General features: G+C 61.7%; 16 protein-coding genes. 7 read left to right on the top strand and 9 right to left on the bottom strand.

Annotation, left to right across the window (positions count from 1 at the left end):
* Window positions 1–2 precede the first annotated feature (2 nt).
* From dapF to lptM, 3 genes are read right to left on the bottom strand one after another with little or no spacing between them, the layout of a single operon-like run.
* Window positions 3–833: a diaminopimelate epimerase gene (gene dapF, locus OU997_RS07110; RefSeq protein ID WP_108486766.1), complete on the bottom strand. Its 831-nt coding sequence runs from the start codon at window positions 831–833 to the stop codon at window positions 3–5.
* Between the two features lie 5 nt (window positions 834–838).
* Entirely contained in the window at window positions 839–2086 is a 1248-nt protein-coding gene (lysA, locus tag OU997_RS07105) for a diaminopimelate decarboxylase (RefSeq protein ID WP_267809506.1), read from the bottom strand.
* 9 nt (window positions 2087–2095) lie between these two features.
* A complete protein-coding gene (gene lptM / locus OU997_RS07100; protein ID WP_108486800.1) occupies window positions 2096–2221 on the bottom strand; it encodes an LPS translocon maturation chaperone LptM in 126 nt (41 codons plus the stop codon).
* Window positions 2222–2368: 147 nt separating this feature from the next.
* Here lptM and OU997_RS07095 point away from each other — a divergent pair, with 147 nt between their 5' ends.
* The 5 genes from OU997_RS07095 to OU997_RS07075 all read left to right on the top strand — a co-directional run bounded on the left by OU997_RS07095 (window position 2369) and on the right by OU997_RS07075 (window position 5371).
* Window positions 2369–3409, top strand: coding sequence for an AraC family transcriptional regulator (locus tag OU997_RS07095; protein ID WP_267809505.1), 1041 nt, complete (start codon window positions 2369–2371; stop codon window positions 3407–3409).
* Window positions 3410–3461: 52 nt separating this feature from the next.
* Window positions 3462–3794: an iron donor protein CyaY gene (gene cyaY / locus OU997_RS07090; RefSeq protein ID WP_108486763.1), complete on the top strand. Its 333-nt coding sequence runs from the start codon at window positions 3462–3464 to the stop codon at window positions 3792–3794.
* A complete protein-coding gene (locus OU997_RS07085) occupies window positions 3775–3981 on the top strand; it encodes a DUF1289 domain-containing protein (RefSeq protein WP_267809504.1) in 207 nt (68 codons plus the stop codon). The genes cyaY and OU997_RS07085 overlap by 20 nt, the downstream gene beginning before the upstream one ends.
* Before the next feature lie 118 nt (window positions 3982–4099).
* Window positions 4100–4510, top strand: coding sequence for a nucleoside diphosphate kinase regulator (rnk, locus tag OU997_RS07080; protein WP_108486762.1), 411 nt, complete (start codon window positions 4100–4102; stop codon window positions 4508–4510).
* Between the two features lie 60 nt (window positions 4511–4570).
* Window positions 4571–5371, top strand: a complete 801-nt coding sequence (locus OU997_RS07075) for a lipase family protein (RefSeq protein WP_267809503.1) — start codon at window positions 4571–4573, stop codon at window positions 5369–5371.
* Window position 5372: 1 nt separating this feature from the next.
* On the opposite strand, the gene OU997_RS07070 is transcribed toward OU997_RS07075, so the two are convergent.
* From OU997_RS07070 to argH, 6 genes are all read right to left on the bottom strand, one after another.
* Window positions 5373–8294: a class I adenylate cyclase gene (locus tag OU997_RS07070; protein ID WP_267809502.1), complete on the bottom strand. Its 2922-nt coding sequence runs from the start codon at window positions 8292–8294 to the stop codon at window positions 5373–5375.
* A 224-nt stretch (window positions 8295–8518) separates the two neighbouring features.
* The gene (locus OU997_RS07065) at window positions 8519–8773 is read right to left on the bottom strand and encodes a TIGR02647 family protein (RefSeq protein ID WP_108486759.1); all 255 of its coding nucleotides are present in this window, start codon (window positions 8771–8773) and stop codon (window positions 8519–8521) included.
* Between the two features lie 96 nt (window positions 8774–8869).
* Complete coding sequence (locus OU997_RS07060; protein ID WP_108486758.1) at window positions 8870–9136, bottom strand: hypothetical protein; 267 nt, start codon at window positions 9134–9136, stop codon at window positions 8870–8872.
* Between the two features lie 24 nt (window positions 9137–9160).
* Complete coding sequence (locus tag OU997_RS07055; RefSeq protein ID WP_108486757.1) at window positions 9161–9640, bottom strand: GNAT family N-acetyltransferase; 480 nt, start codon at window positions 9638–9640, stop codon at window positions 9161–9163.
* A 6-nt stretch (window positions 9641–9646) separates the two neighbouring features.
* A complete protein-coding gene (locus OU997_RS07050) occupies window positions 9647–9889 on the bottom strand; it encodes a hypothetical protein (protein WP_267809501.1) in 243 nt (80 codons plus the stop codon).
* Window positions 9890–9920: 31 nt separating this feature from the next.
* Window positions 9921–11315 carry an argininosuccinate lyase gene (gene argH / locus OU997_RS07045; protein WP_267809500.1) on the bottom strand — a complete coding sequence of 465 codons (1395 nt, stop codon included), beginning with the start codon at window positions 11313–11315 and terminating at the stop codon, window positions 9921–9923.
* 254 nt (window positions 11316–11569) lie between these two features.
* Here argH and OU997_RS07040 point away from each other — a divergent pair, with 254 nt between their 5' ends.
* A complete protein-coding gene (locus OU997_RS07040; protein ID WP_108489094.1) occupies window positions 11570–12652 on the top strand; it encodes a sensor histidine kinase in 1083 nt (360 codons plus the stop codon).
* Window positions 12649–13395, top strand: coding sequence for a LytR/AlgR family response regulator transcription factor (locus OU997_RS07035; RefSeq protein WP_108489095.1), 747 nt, complete (start codon window positions 12649–12651; stop codon window positions 13393–13395). Before OU997_RS07040 ends, OU997_RS07035 begins: the two co-directional genes overlap by 4 nt.
* Window positions 13396–13465: the final 70 nt, after the last annotated feature.

Below are 13465 nucleotides of genomic sequence, written 5' to 3'. Positions count from 1 at the left end.
AGTCATAAGCGGACTTGTCCTTCGTACACCCGTACGGCGGGCCCGGTCATCATAACGGGCCGCCCTGGGCCTGCCCACTCGATGCTCAGTTTGCCGCCTGGCAGCTCGATCTGCAGCGGAGAATCCATCCAGCCCTGGCTGATAGCTGCCACTGCCGCTGCGCAGGCACCGGTACCGCAGGCCTGCGTTTCCCCGGCGCCGCGCTCCCAGACGCGCAGCTTGGCGTGTGTGCGGTCGAGCACCTGGAGGAAGCCGACATTCACCCGTTGCGGGAAGCGCGGGTGGTGTTCGAGCTTCGGCCCGAGGCTGTGTACCGGCGCGTTGTCGACGCTTTCGACGCGCAGCACGGCATGCGGGTTACCCATGGACACGGCGGCCAGCTCAACGGCCTGTCCGTCGACGGCCACGCTGTAGCTCAGCGCCTGCTGTTCGGCCTGGAACGGGATATCGGCAGGCACCAGGCGCGGTGCGCCCATGTTGACGCTGATCTGGCCGTCGTTGCGTACATCCAGCTCGATGATGCCGCCCTTGGTTTCCACACGGATTTGCTTCTTCACCGTCAGGCGCTTGTCCAGCACGAAACGGGCAAAGCAGCGTGCGCCGTTGCCGCACTGTTCCACTTCCGAGCCGTCGGCATTGAAGATGCGGTAGCGGAAGTCCACGTCCGGGTTGCTCGGCGGCTCGACAATCAGCAGCTGATCGAAGCCCACGCCGGTGTGACGGTCGCCCCAGGCCTTGGCGTTTTTCGGCTGGATATGCGCGTGCTGGCTGACCAGGTCGAGGACCATGAAGTCATTGCCGAGGCCGTGCATCTTGGTAAAGCGCAATAGCATCGGTTTTACTCCGGCAGGCGGCTTTCGCCCGCAAAGAGTTCGCCGAGCGTCTCGCGACGACGCACTTCGAAGGCCTGTTCGCCATCCACCATCACCTCGGCGGCGCGGCCGCGGGTGTTGTAGTTGGAACTCATGACAAAACCGTAAGCACCGGCCGAGCGCACAGCCAGCAGATCACCTTCGGCCAGGGCCAGGTCGCGGTCCTTGGCGAGGAAGTCGCCGGTCTCGCAGATCGGCCCGACGATGTCGTAGTTGCGGGTTGCGCCATCGCGCGGCTGCACGGCTACCACATCCATCCAGGCCTGGTACAGCGCCGGGCGGATCAGGTCGTTCATCGCCGCATCGACGATGGCGAAATCCTTGTGTTCGGTGTGCTTGAGGTATTCCACCTGAGTCAGCAGCACGCCGGCGTTGGCGACGATGTAGCGACCCGGTTCAAATACCAGGGCCAGGTCACGACCGGTCAGGCGCTCACGCACGGCGGCGATGTACTCGCCGGCCTGCGGTGGCTGCTCATCGCGGTATTGCACGCCCAGGCCACCACCCAGATCCAGGTGCTTGATGCGGATGCCGCGTGCAGCCAGGCGGTCAACCAGTACCAGCAGGCGATCCAGAGCATCGAGAAACGGTGCCAGGGCCGTCAGCTGCGAGCCGATGTGGCAATCGACCCCGACGATCTGCAGGTTCGGCAACTCGGCGGCGCGGGCATACACCGCTTCAGCCTGCTCGATGTCGATGCCGAACTTGTTTTCTTTCAGACCGGTGGAGATGTACGGATGGGTGCCGGCGTCGACGTCCGGGTTGACCCGCAGCGAAATCGCCGCCGTCTTGCCCAGCTCGGCGGCGACCACTTGCAGGCGTTCCAGCTCTTCGGTGGACTCGACGTTGAAGCAGTGCACGCCAACCTCCAGGGCGCGGCGCATGTCATCACGGCTTTTGCCGACGCCGGAGAAGACGATCTTGCTCGCTTCGCCGCCAGCTGCCAGGACGCGCTCCAGCTCACCGCGGGAGACGATATCGAAGCCAGCGCCGAGGCGGGCCAGGACATTCAGCACGCCGATGTTGGAGTTGGCTTTGACGGCAAAACACACCAGATGCGGCATACCCTGCAGGGCATCGGCATAGGTGCGGTACTGCGCCTCGATGTGCGCACGTGAGTAGACGTAGGTCGGCGTACCGAAGCGTTGGGCGATGGCAGACAAGGCCACGCCTTCCGCGAACAGCTGGCCGTCGCGGTAGTTGAAGGCGTTCATAGCTGGCCCTTATTCGGTTTGCGCAGGCGCTGGCTGGCTTTCTTCCGGCAGGTACAGCGGGCCTTTCTGGCCGCAGCCCGTGAGCAGGGTGCTGACAGCAAGCATCGCGATAAAGGCAGTAAACAACCGCTTCATGGTGAAATCCTTGTAATAAAGCATGATTGCGCCGGAGTATACCGACCCCCCGACGCCTTGCCTATGCGCCAGAATTCCCGTCTGGCGGGGCTTTGCCTGTATCTTTGGCGGAGTATTTGCGCTTACCACCCGCGTTCAGGAGCCCGGATGGATACCCCTGTAGTGGTCAACAGTTCGGTTTCAGTCGCCTACCTGCAAGGGTTGCTCGACTACCTCGCCCGTCAGGGGCTCGATACGCCCGCGTTGCTCGAGCGCGTGCAGCTCAGTCCGCAGATTCTGGCCCAGCGCGATCAGCGCGTTGCCGCCAGTACTTACCTGGAACTGCTCGGCCATGGCGTGCAGTTGACCGGCGATGAGCAACTGGGCCTGCATCTGGGCGAGGCGGTGCGGCCGGGTTACTACGGAGTGCTTGGCTACCTGATCATGAGCTGCGCGACCCTCGCTGATGCGCTGCATCGCCAGGCGCGTTACGCCGCGTTGGTGGGGAATCTGGGGGTGGTCGATCTGGCTGATGAGCCGCCGCGTCCTGAGCTGGAACCGCAGGTGGCGCACAGCTGGCAGCCCTTGTTGCCGCAGCAGAAACGTCAACTCAGTGAAGAAACCCTGGCTGGCTGGGTAACCTTCGGCCACTGGATCAGCGGCCTGGATATTCCACCGACCGAGGTGCGCTTCCAGCATTCGGCTCCGGCGGATACCTCCGAGTACCTGCGGATTTTTCGCTGTCCGGTGCTGTTCGATCAAGCCGATAACGCCCTGGTCTTTCCCAGGCGCCTGCTCGCCACGCCACTTGGCCAGGCTGATGCCCAGGTGCGGGTGATGCTCGATGCCTATGCCGATCGCCTGCTCGGGGAAATCCAGCAGGGCAGCAGCGTGCTTGATCGTGCGCGGCTGGAATTGTCCCGGCAGTTGCCGGAGGCGGGCGCTGATCTGCAGCAAATCGCCGCGCGTTTGGCGCTCAGTCCGCGTACCCTGCAGCGGCGTTTGCGCGAGGCCGGGTTATCCTTCAACCAGTTGGTGGATGAAACCCGCCAGCAACTGGTGCTCAATTACCTGCGTGACCCGGCGCTGGAACTGGCGGAAATCGCCTTTCTGGTCGGGTTCAGTGAGCCCGGTTCGCTGGCTCGCGCCTTTCGTCGCTGGACGGGGCAGAGTCCTGGCGAGTACCGCCGTTGCTTGAATGACCATTAATCACCGCAGCCCAAGACTTTTGCAGTCGCTGGAATTTTTGAGGTAAGCCGTAATGAGTTTGACCGAAGCCCGCTTTCACGATCTGGTCGATGCCACCCAGCAGGCGGTAGAAGATATTTTCGATGACAGCGACCTGGACCTGGACCTGGAAAACTCAGGCGGGGTGCTGACTGTGCGTTTTGAAAACGGCAGCCAGCTGATCTTCAGTCGCCAGGAACCGTTGCGCCAACTCTGGCTGGCCGCGCGTTCCGGTGGTTTCCACTTTGATTACGATCAGGCCAGCGAGCGCTGGATCTGCGACAGCAGTGACGAGCAGTTGGGTGAAATGCTGGCGCGCATCACCCTTGAACAATCCGGTGCTGACCTTGAGTTCGAAGAGCTCTGAGCCTGCCGGCGGACAGGTCCTATCGCCCTGCCGTCGCCAGTGTTGTCTGGACGCTCAGGATATCTGCCTGGGTTGTGGCCGCACGCTGCAAGAGATTCTCGACTGGAGCAGAGTCGACGCGCCGCGCCAGCGCGCGATCTGCGCGGCGGCCGAGGTACGTCTGCAGCAGCGTAACGGCATGGTTTGACCGGGCGGTCTTGTTTATTTGAGTGGCTGTGGTACGGTCAGCCCACGTCTTGCAAAACCCCATCTTCGTGATGGGGTTTTGCTTTTTTCAGCATCCGTAAAGGAGATAGAACCGCACCATGACCAGCGCACCTTCACTCACCATTACTCGCCTTGACCTGCAGCGCCTGGAAAACCTGCTCGACAGCCTGGAGGACTTCGGTCCCGGCGCTCAAGCCTTGCAGGCCGAACTGGACCGCGCTGAGGTGGTGGGCCATGACGAAGTGCCGGCCGGTGTGGTGACCATGAACTCGCGCGTGCACTGCCGCGAGGAGAGCAGCGGCAAGGATTATCACCTGACGCTGGTGTATCCGCAGGATGCGGGTCAGGATGGCACCGTGAGCATCCTGGCGCCTGTGGGCAGTGCCTTGTTGGGCCTGTCGGTCGGTCAGCACATTGACTGGACGGCGCCCAACGGTAAGGTGCTCAAACTCACCCTGCTGGCGGTGGAATATCAGCCGGAAGCGGCGGGTGAGTACACGCGGGCCTAGCGTGCAGGGGGCGCGCAACCGACTAGAGTCAGAGTCAGTCAATTTTGGCAAGGAGGCCGTATGTCGAGTCTAGCGTTGTATTTTCCGCAGGCGTTCGACCTGCCCAGAGCCGTGCTGTGTGCTCAGCTGGTGAACGCCGCCTATGACCAGTACCAACAGTGGTTGAACCAGCGGCGGCCGAGACAGCCAGATGCGTTTACCTGGCAACCACCATCGCTGCCAGGCTGGCGTTTTGGTGCGCCGATCTGGAGCCTGCTCAATGATTTGCACTTTCTTAATGAGTCGGAGCCCTTTGGCTTTGTCGCGCGTGACCCGCAGGGCGAGGTCTATCTGGTGTTTCGCGGTACTGAAAGCGCGCAAGACTGGCTGGACGATCTGGAAGTCGACCAGTGCGCCTATCCTTGGCAGGCTGGCCTGGGTCATGTGCATGACGGCTTTCTCAGACTCTATGCATCACTGCGCGACCAGGCCTTGCAGGCCGTAGCTACTCAGCAGCCCAGCGGGCCACTCTGGGTGTGTGCACACAGCCTGGGTGGTGCGCTCTCCAGCCTGGCTGTGCTGGATCTGCGTGAACGCTGGCCGGACTTGCCCCTGCAGCACTACAGCTTTGCCAGCCCGCGCCTGGCCGCCCCGGATTTCGCCGCGCATTACAACGGGCTACAGGTGCCGACCTTCCGTGTGGTGAATGACAGTGATCTGGTGCCGCAAGTGCCGCCAGGTGTGACCGGCAGGTGGCAGTATCAACACCTTGGGCTGGCGGTAACCTTCAGCGCCAGCTACGCCTCAGTGGCTGCCAATCACAGCCTGGCCGATAGCTACCTGTATGCCCTACAGAATCCGCAGGCACCGATGCGCAGCTGAATCAGGCCAGTTGCAGAGCCTGATTGAGCGCCGCCTCCAGGCGGCTCTTGTAGCGCAGGTAATGCACACTTTGCATATGCCCATCCCCCAGAACTGCCGACAGGTCAAGGTCGGTGATGTAACACGGGTAGCGTGCGCCATCGCGGCGCTGCGCGAGAATGTGCTGAGCGACGGCAGCGAACAGATCGCCGGCATATTCCAGTTCGGAGAACTCGCGGTGGTTGCAGTACAGGGTAACGTGTGAGCGCTTTTGTCCCAGCGTGCTGGTGCTGCGTCGCGGAGTGAGATCAAAGTTCTCCCCGCTAGACATGCGATGGCCATCCGCCGGCTCGACGATGGCCTGTACGTCATAGAACGGGTGGCTGATGGGCGACAGTGGCGGCGGCCTGCGCTCCAGGCGCTGAGGGCGCAGCGGGGCATCGGGCAGCACCTGGTAATACAGGATATCCAGTGGCTGATGAGCTGGCAGATTATCCAGCGGCAACAGGGCATTGCGCCGGTACAGCACCGACTGCAGAAAGCGTTGCAGCGGGGTCAGCAGGCTTTGCTCATCGCGGTATGGCATCTGTTGGCGCCACAGGGCGTTATGTTCATCAAGCACGCTGAGTTCGGCCAGGGCATTGGCTTCGTTCAGTCGGTAGAACACTTGAATGCACTGGGGTCTGCCCACGGGCAGAATCAGGGCCAAATCCTCGCCTTCCAGGGCGCTGCGGTCCAGGTGCAGCTCACTGTAGCCGGGCAGTTCCTCGCCCAGGTGTTCGATCAGTGCGGGCAGGTCTTTCAGGCTGGTGTGGCTGACGTGACCCGGTTTCAGCTCGAGCAGGTGATACTGCTGCTTGATCTGTAGCAGGTAGCGGTTGGCCTGCTCGCTGCTGAAACTGCCGAGGGTTTCGCGGAACAGCTCTTCAACCCGCTCGGCAATCGCCGTGGCACGATTACGACAGAAACAGCGAACTTGCAGGTTGGGCTTGCGCCCATTGCTGGGCAGGTTGTTAAGAAAATCGCGCAGGCAATCGAGCAGCGCATGCGGGCCGTCGTAGCGACTGACCAACAGTTCGTTCCAGCTGTTGAGGGTGACCTGGTCAATGGTCAGGATCAGGTTCTCGCGGACCCCCGAATAGCCCAGGGCGTCAGTCCTGCCAGTGGTCATGTGCATATTCATCTGGCTGTACTGCTTGAGCGGATCGACGCCGACGTTGACCAGTAGCAGCACCTCGCCAGGCACGCTGGCGCTGAGCAGAGCGCTTTCATCCACGGCGGGCAAGGGCAGTGGCACGACCTGCTGCAGGCTGCTGAGCAGGTTTGCAAGTTCGAACTCGGTAAGGTCGCTGTTGCCAGGGTGCAAAGACAGGCGTGTGCTGCTGTCAATCACGCCATTGCGTTGGCACCAGGCGAGCAGTTCGATCAACTCGCGTGAGCGTTTGAGCGGTGAGAAATCTTCCAGATCCTGAGCGCTGAGGCTGCCACTGTAGAGTGCCCAGAGGCTCTCGTTCGGATCTTCTGCACTGGGGCTCTGGGCCAGGGTCAGAATGTCTTCGGCGAGGTCTGGGGCAATGCCGGGGTTGATGAACTCAATCTTGCCAGCCTTGCGCTCGAAGGCGGCATACAGGCGGCGACCGAGGATGCCCAGATCACGGCTGTTAAGCGAGCTGCCGGCATGTTCGCTACGGGCAAATTCGGAGAGAAAGCGGTAGCTGTAGGTCAGCTCGTTAACCAGCATGCGCCGTTCGGCGCTGACCTGGCGCACCTTCCACTGGCTGCGGCTGTCGAGCATCGCCAGTTGGCGGCTGTCCCAGTTCCAGTCGCGGGTCAGGCGCTCCAGCAGCAGGCGTTGCCAGCTTTTGCGGTTATTGCGTGGCGGGCGGCTGAGTTTTTTATCGACCTTAAGGTACAGGCAGCGGCGGATCAGCTCCAGACGCTCAGACTCGCCCCGGGCCTTGAGGTATTCCTCCAGGCGCCGGTAGACCACGATATAGGGGTCGAGCTCATCGACGTCCAGGCGATTGGCGAACACCGCCTGCTTGAAACGCAGCGACAGGCATTCGACCTTGGGGTGTTCACTGGCATAGACCTCGGTAAGCAGCAGCTTGAGCACGGATTTGTAGGGTGACTCGATGCCCTTGAACAGCTGCCACATGCCAGCGCCGATAAACTCTTCTGGCGGAATGCGCGCCAGGTGGCCGAGGTCGAGCACGTCCTCGGCGCGGATAAAACGCTTGGCCAACAAGGTGCTGGTGTAGTGCTGGTAACGCGGCTCTTCATACACCGGCACCAACCACCACAGCGGCGTGCGCCCGCCGAGCCAAATGGCAGTGCGGTAGAACTCGTCAAGCAGCAGGTAGTGCTGGGTGGTGCCGCAGTCGTCTGAGGTCAGCTGCGCCTCGCGCTCGCCTTGGGTGAAGCGTGCCGGGTCGATCAGGAAGAAATGTGCTTCGGCGCCGAAGGTGGCCGCCCAGCTTTCCAGCAGTGCGCATTTCTTGTTCAGCTCATGCAGCTGCTGTGGGCTCAGGTCGCTGGCGTGGCAGACCCACAGGTCCATGTCACTCTGTTCGGCCTGGGCTACGGTGCCCAGGCTGCCCATCAGAAACAGTCCGTGGATCGGCAAGGATTGCTTGCCGCGATAGGGCTTGTAGGCGAATGAGCGGGTCAGGCGCTGGGCCTCAGCCAGCAACTCGTCGTCCGGTTCGAAGCCACTGAGACCTGCAGGCGTCAGCCCTGAGACATAGCCGGGTAACAGGGGGTGATTCACATGAAACAGTAGCGGCAGCAGGCGCAGGACCACCTGCTGGCGTGTCGACAGTGCCTGCATGGCACGCTGCAGACGACTTTCGTTGAGTTTGAGGAAGCGTGCGCGCAGCTGGGTCAGGACCTTGCGGTCGATACCGTCGTCAATGTCCGGGCGGATTTCCTGGGTACGCGTCATGCTCATGCTCGCTGCGAGGGTAAGGCAAGCCTATCAGTTGCCTCGTCTCTTGGAACCTGTTGTTGCGTGTCTGCCGCGCTTTTGCAATGTAATCGGCAGGTTGCATGCAGGCCGCTCGGCACGGGGCTCCGGGCGGCCTGCATGGGGGCAGTTATGATGGCTTTACGGGTTTTGTCGCCGGGCTGTGCGGTATCTGTTGCGGTATTGCCCGGCAAGGGAGTGGGTCAGGTGAGCAGGGTCTGTTTGGGGGTCAGGATCGTCAGTAGCCCCTGGGCGTGTTCAGCGGCATCAATGCCCAGGCTGGTCAGATAGCCGCCATCGGGTTCGCTGATCAGTCCCTTCTCATGCAGGCGGGTAATTGCGCCCTGTGCCTTGAACGATGCGTTGTTATGTACCTTGAGTCCTTCCTGATGATTGCTCAGGTTATACAGGGCGAGGATTTCCAGCTCATCGATCAGGTCGGAAGTAAAAGCTTTCATGGCGACTCCGTGTTGTTGTTATGGCTGCCCTGCAGTGTAGTCCGGGCGCCACAGCCTGCCGATTTTTGCCCCGGCGGGTCGGCCCTGTGTGGTGTCTTAGTCGGTGTTCGGCAGTTCAGGCAGCGCGCGCAGGCCGTGTTCATAGCGGGCCAGGTCAAAGGGACGGTCATCGCGCAGCATGACGTCGATTTCATCGGCCAGCACCAAGGCCATCAGTTCAAGGATCTCGTCGCGTTCATAACCGACCAGCGTCAGCTTGTTCAGCACCGCCTGGACAAAGGCCGGTTCGCCGGCCTCCAGCTGGTTTTCGATCGCCTGGGTCAGGGTGTCCTGGGCAAAATCTTCGTCTTCTTGCTCGCTCATGCGCGACTCCGGTAGATGGCGGTTTCAGCCCTGGGCAAAATCCAGCAGGGCTTGGCCGGTAAGGCGGTAGGTGGTCGATTCGTCCTGCGGGCGGGCGCCAAACGCTTGGTAGAACTCAATGGCTGGTTGGTTCCAGTCCAGCACGATCCACTCGAAACGGCCACAGTCCTTGGCCACTGCCAGTTGCGCCAGATGCCGTAGCAGGGCTTTGCCCGCGCCCGCGCCGCGTTTTTCCGGGCTGACGTAGAGGTCTTCCAGGTACAGCCCGTGCTTGCCCAGCCAGGTCGAATAGTTGAAAAAGTACACCGCATAGCCGATGGGCTGGCCCTCATGCTCGCAAATCAGTGCATGGACGTTACTGTTCGGGCCGAACAGGCTCGCTTGGATGCCGATCACATCGGTTTTTACCTCATGCTCGGCGTTATCGTAGATCGCCAGATCGGTGATAAAGCGCAGGATCAGAGCCGCGTCTTCGGCAGTAGCGGTGCGGATATGCAGGGACATGGGTACTTAGCCGTAGAGAGAAACTAGGACAGTCAGCGGCAGGCCGACCACACAGAGAAAGCCAAAGGCGCTGACCCAGCTACTGCGCGGGTCCATCGGGTCGGATACACGCAGCGGCAGGCGCGGATAGCGGCCCAGCGTCAGTAGACGCAGCGCCAGCCAGCCGCTGGCATAGAAGAGGTAGTTGAAAATCAGCTCCAGTACGACCTCTGCCAGGACAGACAGGCCGCGTAGCAACAGTTCGAACATGGGACATCCCTTTCCCTTGGTGAGTTGACGATCAGCGCGTCGCCAGCAGTTCCTTGCCGCGCACAACAGCTGCACGCACTTGGTTCGGTGCGGTGCCGCCGATATGGTCGCGGGCGTTGACAGAGCCTTCCAGGGTCAGCACGGCAAATACGTCCTGCTCGATCTGCTCGCTGAACTGGCGCAGTTCGTCTAGGCTCATTTCGGCCAGGTCTTTGCCGGTCTGCACGCCGTATTTCACGGCATGGCCGACGATTTCGTGGCAGTCACGGAAGGGCAGGCCTTTGCGCACCAGGTAGTCGGCCAGGTCGGTGGCGGTGGAGAAGCCGCGCAGCGCCGCTTCACGCATGATCGCGTGCTTGGGCTTGATCGCCGGGATCATGTCGGCAAAGGCGCGCAGCGAATCGCGCAGGGTGTCGGCGGCGTCAAACAGCGGTTCTTTGTCTTCCTGGTTGTCCTTGTTGTAGGCCAGCGGTTGGCCTTTCATCAGGGTCAGCAGGCCCATCAGTGCGCCGAATACGCGGCCGCTCTTGCCGCGAACCAGCTCGGGGACGTCGGGGTTTTTCTTTTGCGGCATGATCGAGCTGCCGGTGCAGAAGCGATCCGGCAGGTCGATGAACTGGAACTGCGCAGACGTCCACAGCACCAACTCTTCGGAGAAGCGCGACAGGTGCATCATCGCCAGCGAGGCAGCGGCGCAGAATTCGATGGCGAAGTCACGGTCCGATACGCCGTCCAGCGAGTTGCCGCCCACGGCGTCGAAACCCAGCAATTGTGCGGTGATTTCACGCTGAATCGGGTAGGTGGTGCCAGCCAGCGCGGCGCTGCCGAGCGGCATGCGATTGGTGCGTTTGCGGCAATCGACCAGGCGCTCGTAGTCGCGGCTGAGCATCTCAAACCAGGCCAGCAGGTGATGGCCGAAGGTCACCGGTTGCGCGGTTTGCAGGTGGGTGAAGCCGGGCATGATGGTCGCCGCTTCACGCTCGGCCTGCTCCAGCAAACCCTGCTGCAGGCGGGTGATTTCGCCGAGGATCAGGTCGATTTCGTCGCGCAGCCACAGGCGAATATCGGTGGCCACCTGGTCATTACGGCTGCGCCCGGTGTGCAGTTTTTTACCGGTCACGCCGATGCGGTCGGTCAGACGCGCTTCGATGTTCATGTGCACATCTTCCAGGTCGACGCGCCAGTCGAACTGGCCGGCTTCGATCTCGCCCTGAATCTGCGTCAGGCCGGCGATGATCGCGTCGCGTTCCGCATCAGTCAGTACGCCGACCTTGGCCAGCATGGTGGCGTGGGCGATGGAGCCCATGATGTCGTGGCGATACAGGCGCTTGTCGAATTCGACGGAGGCGGTAAAGCGGGCAACAAAGGCATCGACGGGCTCGCTGAAGCGGCCGCCCCAGGATTGGTTGGTTTTTTCAGTGCTCATGGGCTTCGCTCGGCTGGTGCGCTAAAACGGGCAGGCCGCGCTGGGGCGGCCGGCAAGACAGAAAAGTGCGCCGATAATAACAGGCTGACCGGCAAATTCGCCGCGTCACGTTGTCGGTGGTCGCAGCTAGGCTTGAACGAGGCAATGTTGCGCCGTTCACAGTTTTATCGCGGCGGGCGCATTTCGGTGCTTTATTTTGCCCGGTCGCAGCTGTCTATCTTGCTGCTGGCGCGGCTCACGCGGAAACTGCGGCGATGAAAATAAAAAGCGCTTTATCAGAAAAACAACCACCACTGGTCGATGACTTCTTCGTGCCCGAACTCTGCCAGCCAGAAGCCTTGCTGAGCATGGTGCTGCTGGCCGAGTTGCTGGTGTTGGTGCTGGTGTTGTCCGAACCGATGCTGCCAGGCTTCGACTGGGTGCGTCTGGCGCTGACGTCGCTGTTTGTGCAATGGATCGTGCTGCTCTCGGCGGCCGTGCTCTGCCGCCTGCGCCCGTTAATGGCGCGCATGCCGGCGGCCACTGCCGGCGCCTTGTGCTGCGCGATTGTGGTCACCCTGAGTCTGATCTGTACCGCTGTGGCGGATTACTACGAGCTGGGCGGGCCGTTGCCGCGTACTGGCGAGGTCAACCTGTACCTGCGCCATGCCTTGATCAGTCTGATCATGTCGGCGCTGCTGCTGCGCTACTTCTATCTGCAAAGTCAGTGGCGCAAGCAGGAGCAGGCCGAGTTGCGGGCGCGTATCGAGTCGCTGCAGGCGCGTATTCGTCCGCACTTTCTGTTCAACAGCTTGAACAGCATCGCCAGCCTGGTGGTGGTCGACCCCTACAAGGCCGAGCAGGCGGTGCTGGATTTGTCCGATCTGTTCCGCGCCAGCTTGGCCAAGCCCGGCAGCCTGGTGCCCTGGCGCGAAGAGCTGGAGCTGGCACAACGATATTTATCGATTGAGCGCTATCGGCTCGGCGAGCGTCTACAGTTGCAGTGGGAGATTGTCGATGTGCCGGACGATCTGCCGATTCCACAACTGACGCTGCAGCCCTTACTGGAAAACGCCTTGATCTACGGCATTCAGCCGCGTATCGAGGGTGGCCTGGTGCGGGTCGAGGCGAGTTATCACGAGGGGGTATTCCAGCTGTGCGTGAGCAATCCATATCAACAGCTCGGCGAGGCACCGCCCTCGCGCGGTACACACCAGGCGCTGACCAATATCGATGCGCGACTGGTGGCACTTTTCGGGCCGCGAGCCAGTCTCAGCGTAGAGCGCCGTGACGGACGCCACTTCACTTGTCTACGCTATCCTTGTGCGATACCCAAGCAGGAAGCCCGTGCATTATGAATGTCCTGATTGTCGATGATGAACCCCTGGCCCGAGAGCGCCTGAGCCGTATGGTGGGCGAACTCGATGGCTATCGTGTGCTTGAACCCGCAGCCAGCAACGGTGAAGAGGCCCTGAGCCTGATCGACAGCCTGAAGCCGGATGTGGTGTTACTGGATATCCGCATGCCCGGCCTGGATGGGCTGCAGGTGGCGGCCAAGCTGTGTGAGCGCGAAGCACCACCCGCCGTGATTTTCTGCACCGCCCATGATGAGTTTGCCCTGGAAGCCTTCCAGGTCAGCGCTGTGGGTTATCTGGTCAAACCGGTGCGCGCAGAAAGCCTCAGTGAGGCGCTGAAGAAAGCTGAGCGGCCCAACCGTGTGCAACTCGCCGCCCTGACCCGTCCTGCCGTAGACAGCGGTGGCGGCCCGCGCAGCCATATCAGTGCACGCACCCGCAAAGGCATCGAGCTGATTCCGCTGGATCAGGTGATCTACTTTATTGCCGACCATAAATACGTAACCCTGCGTCACGCGGGCGGCGAAGTGCTGCTGGATGAGCCGCTGAAGGCCTTAGAAGACGAGTTTGGTGATCGCTTTGTGCGCATTCACCGCAATGCACTGGTCGCTCGCGAGCGTATCGAACGCCTGCAACGTACGCCGCTTGGGCACTTCCAGCTGTACCTCAAGGGGATGAACGAGGAAGCGCTGATCGTCAGCCGCCGGCATGTGGCCGGGGTGCGCAAGCTGATGCACAACCTCTGAGGCTGATCAGGCGATCCGGATGACTCCGGGTCGCAGGCCTGATCCGGGCCAGCCTGTTATTATCCCCGGC

Source organism: Pseudomonas sp. SL4(2022) (assembly GCF_026625725.1).
GTDB lineage: Bacteria > Pseudomonadota > Gammaproteobacteria > Pseudomonadales > Pseudomonadaceae > Aquipseudomonas.
The sequence above is the reverse complement of the archived record's forward strand: the minus strand, read 5'-3'. Positions and strand labels throughout refer to the sequence as shown.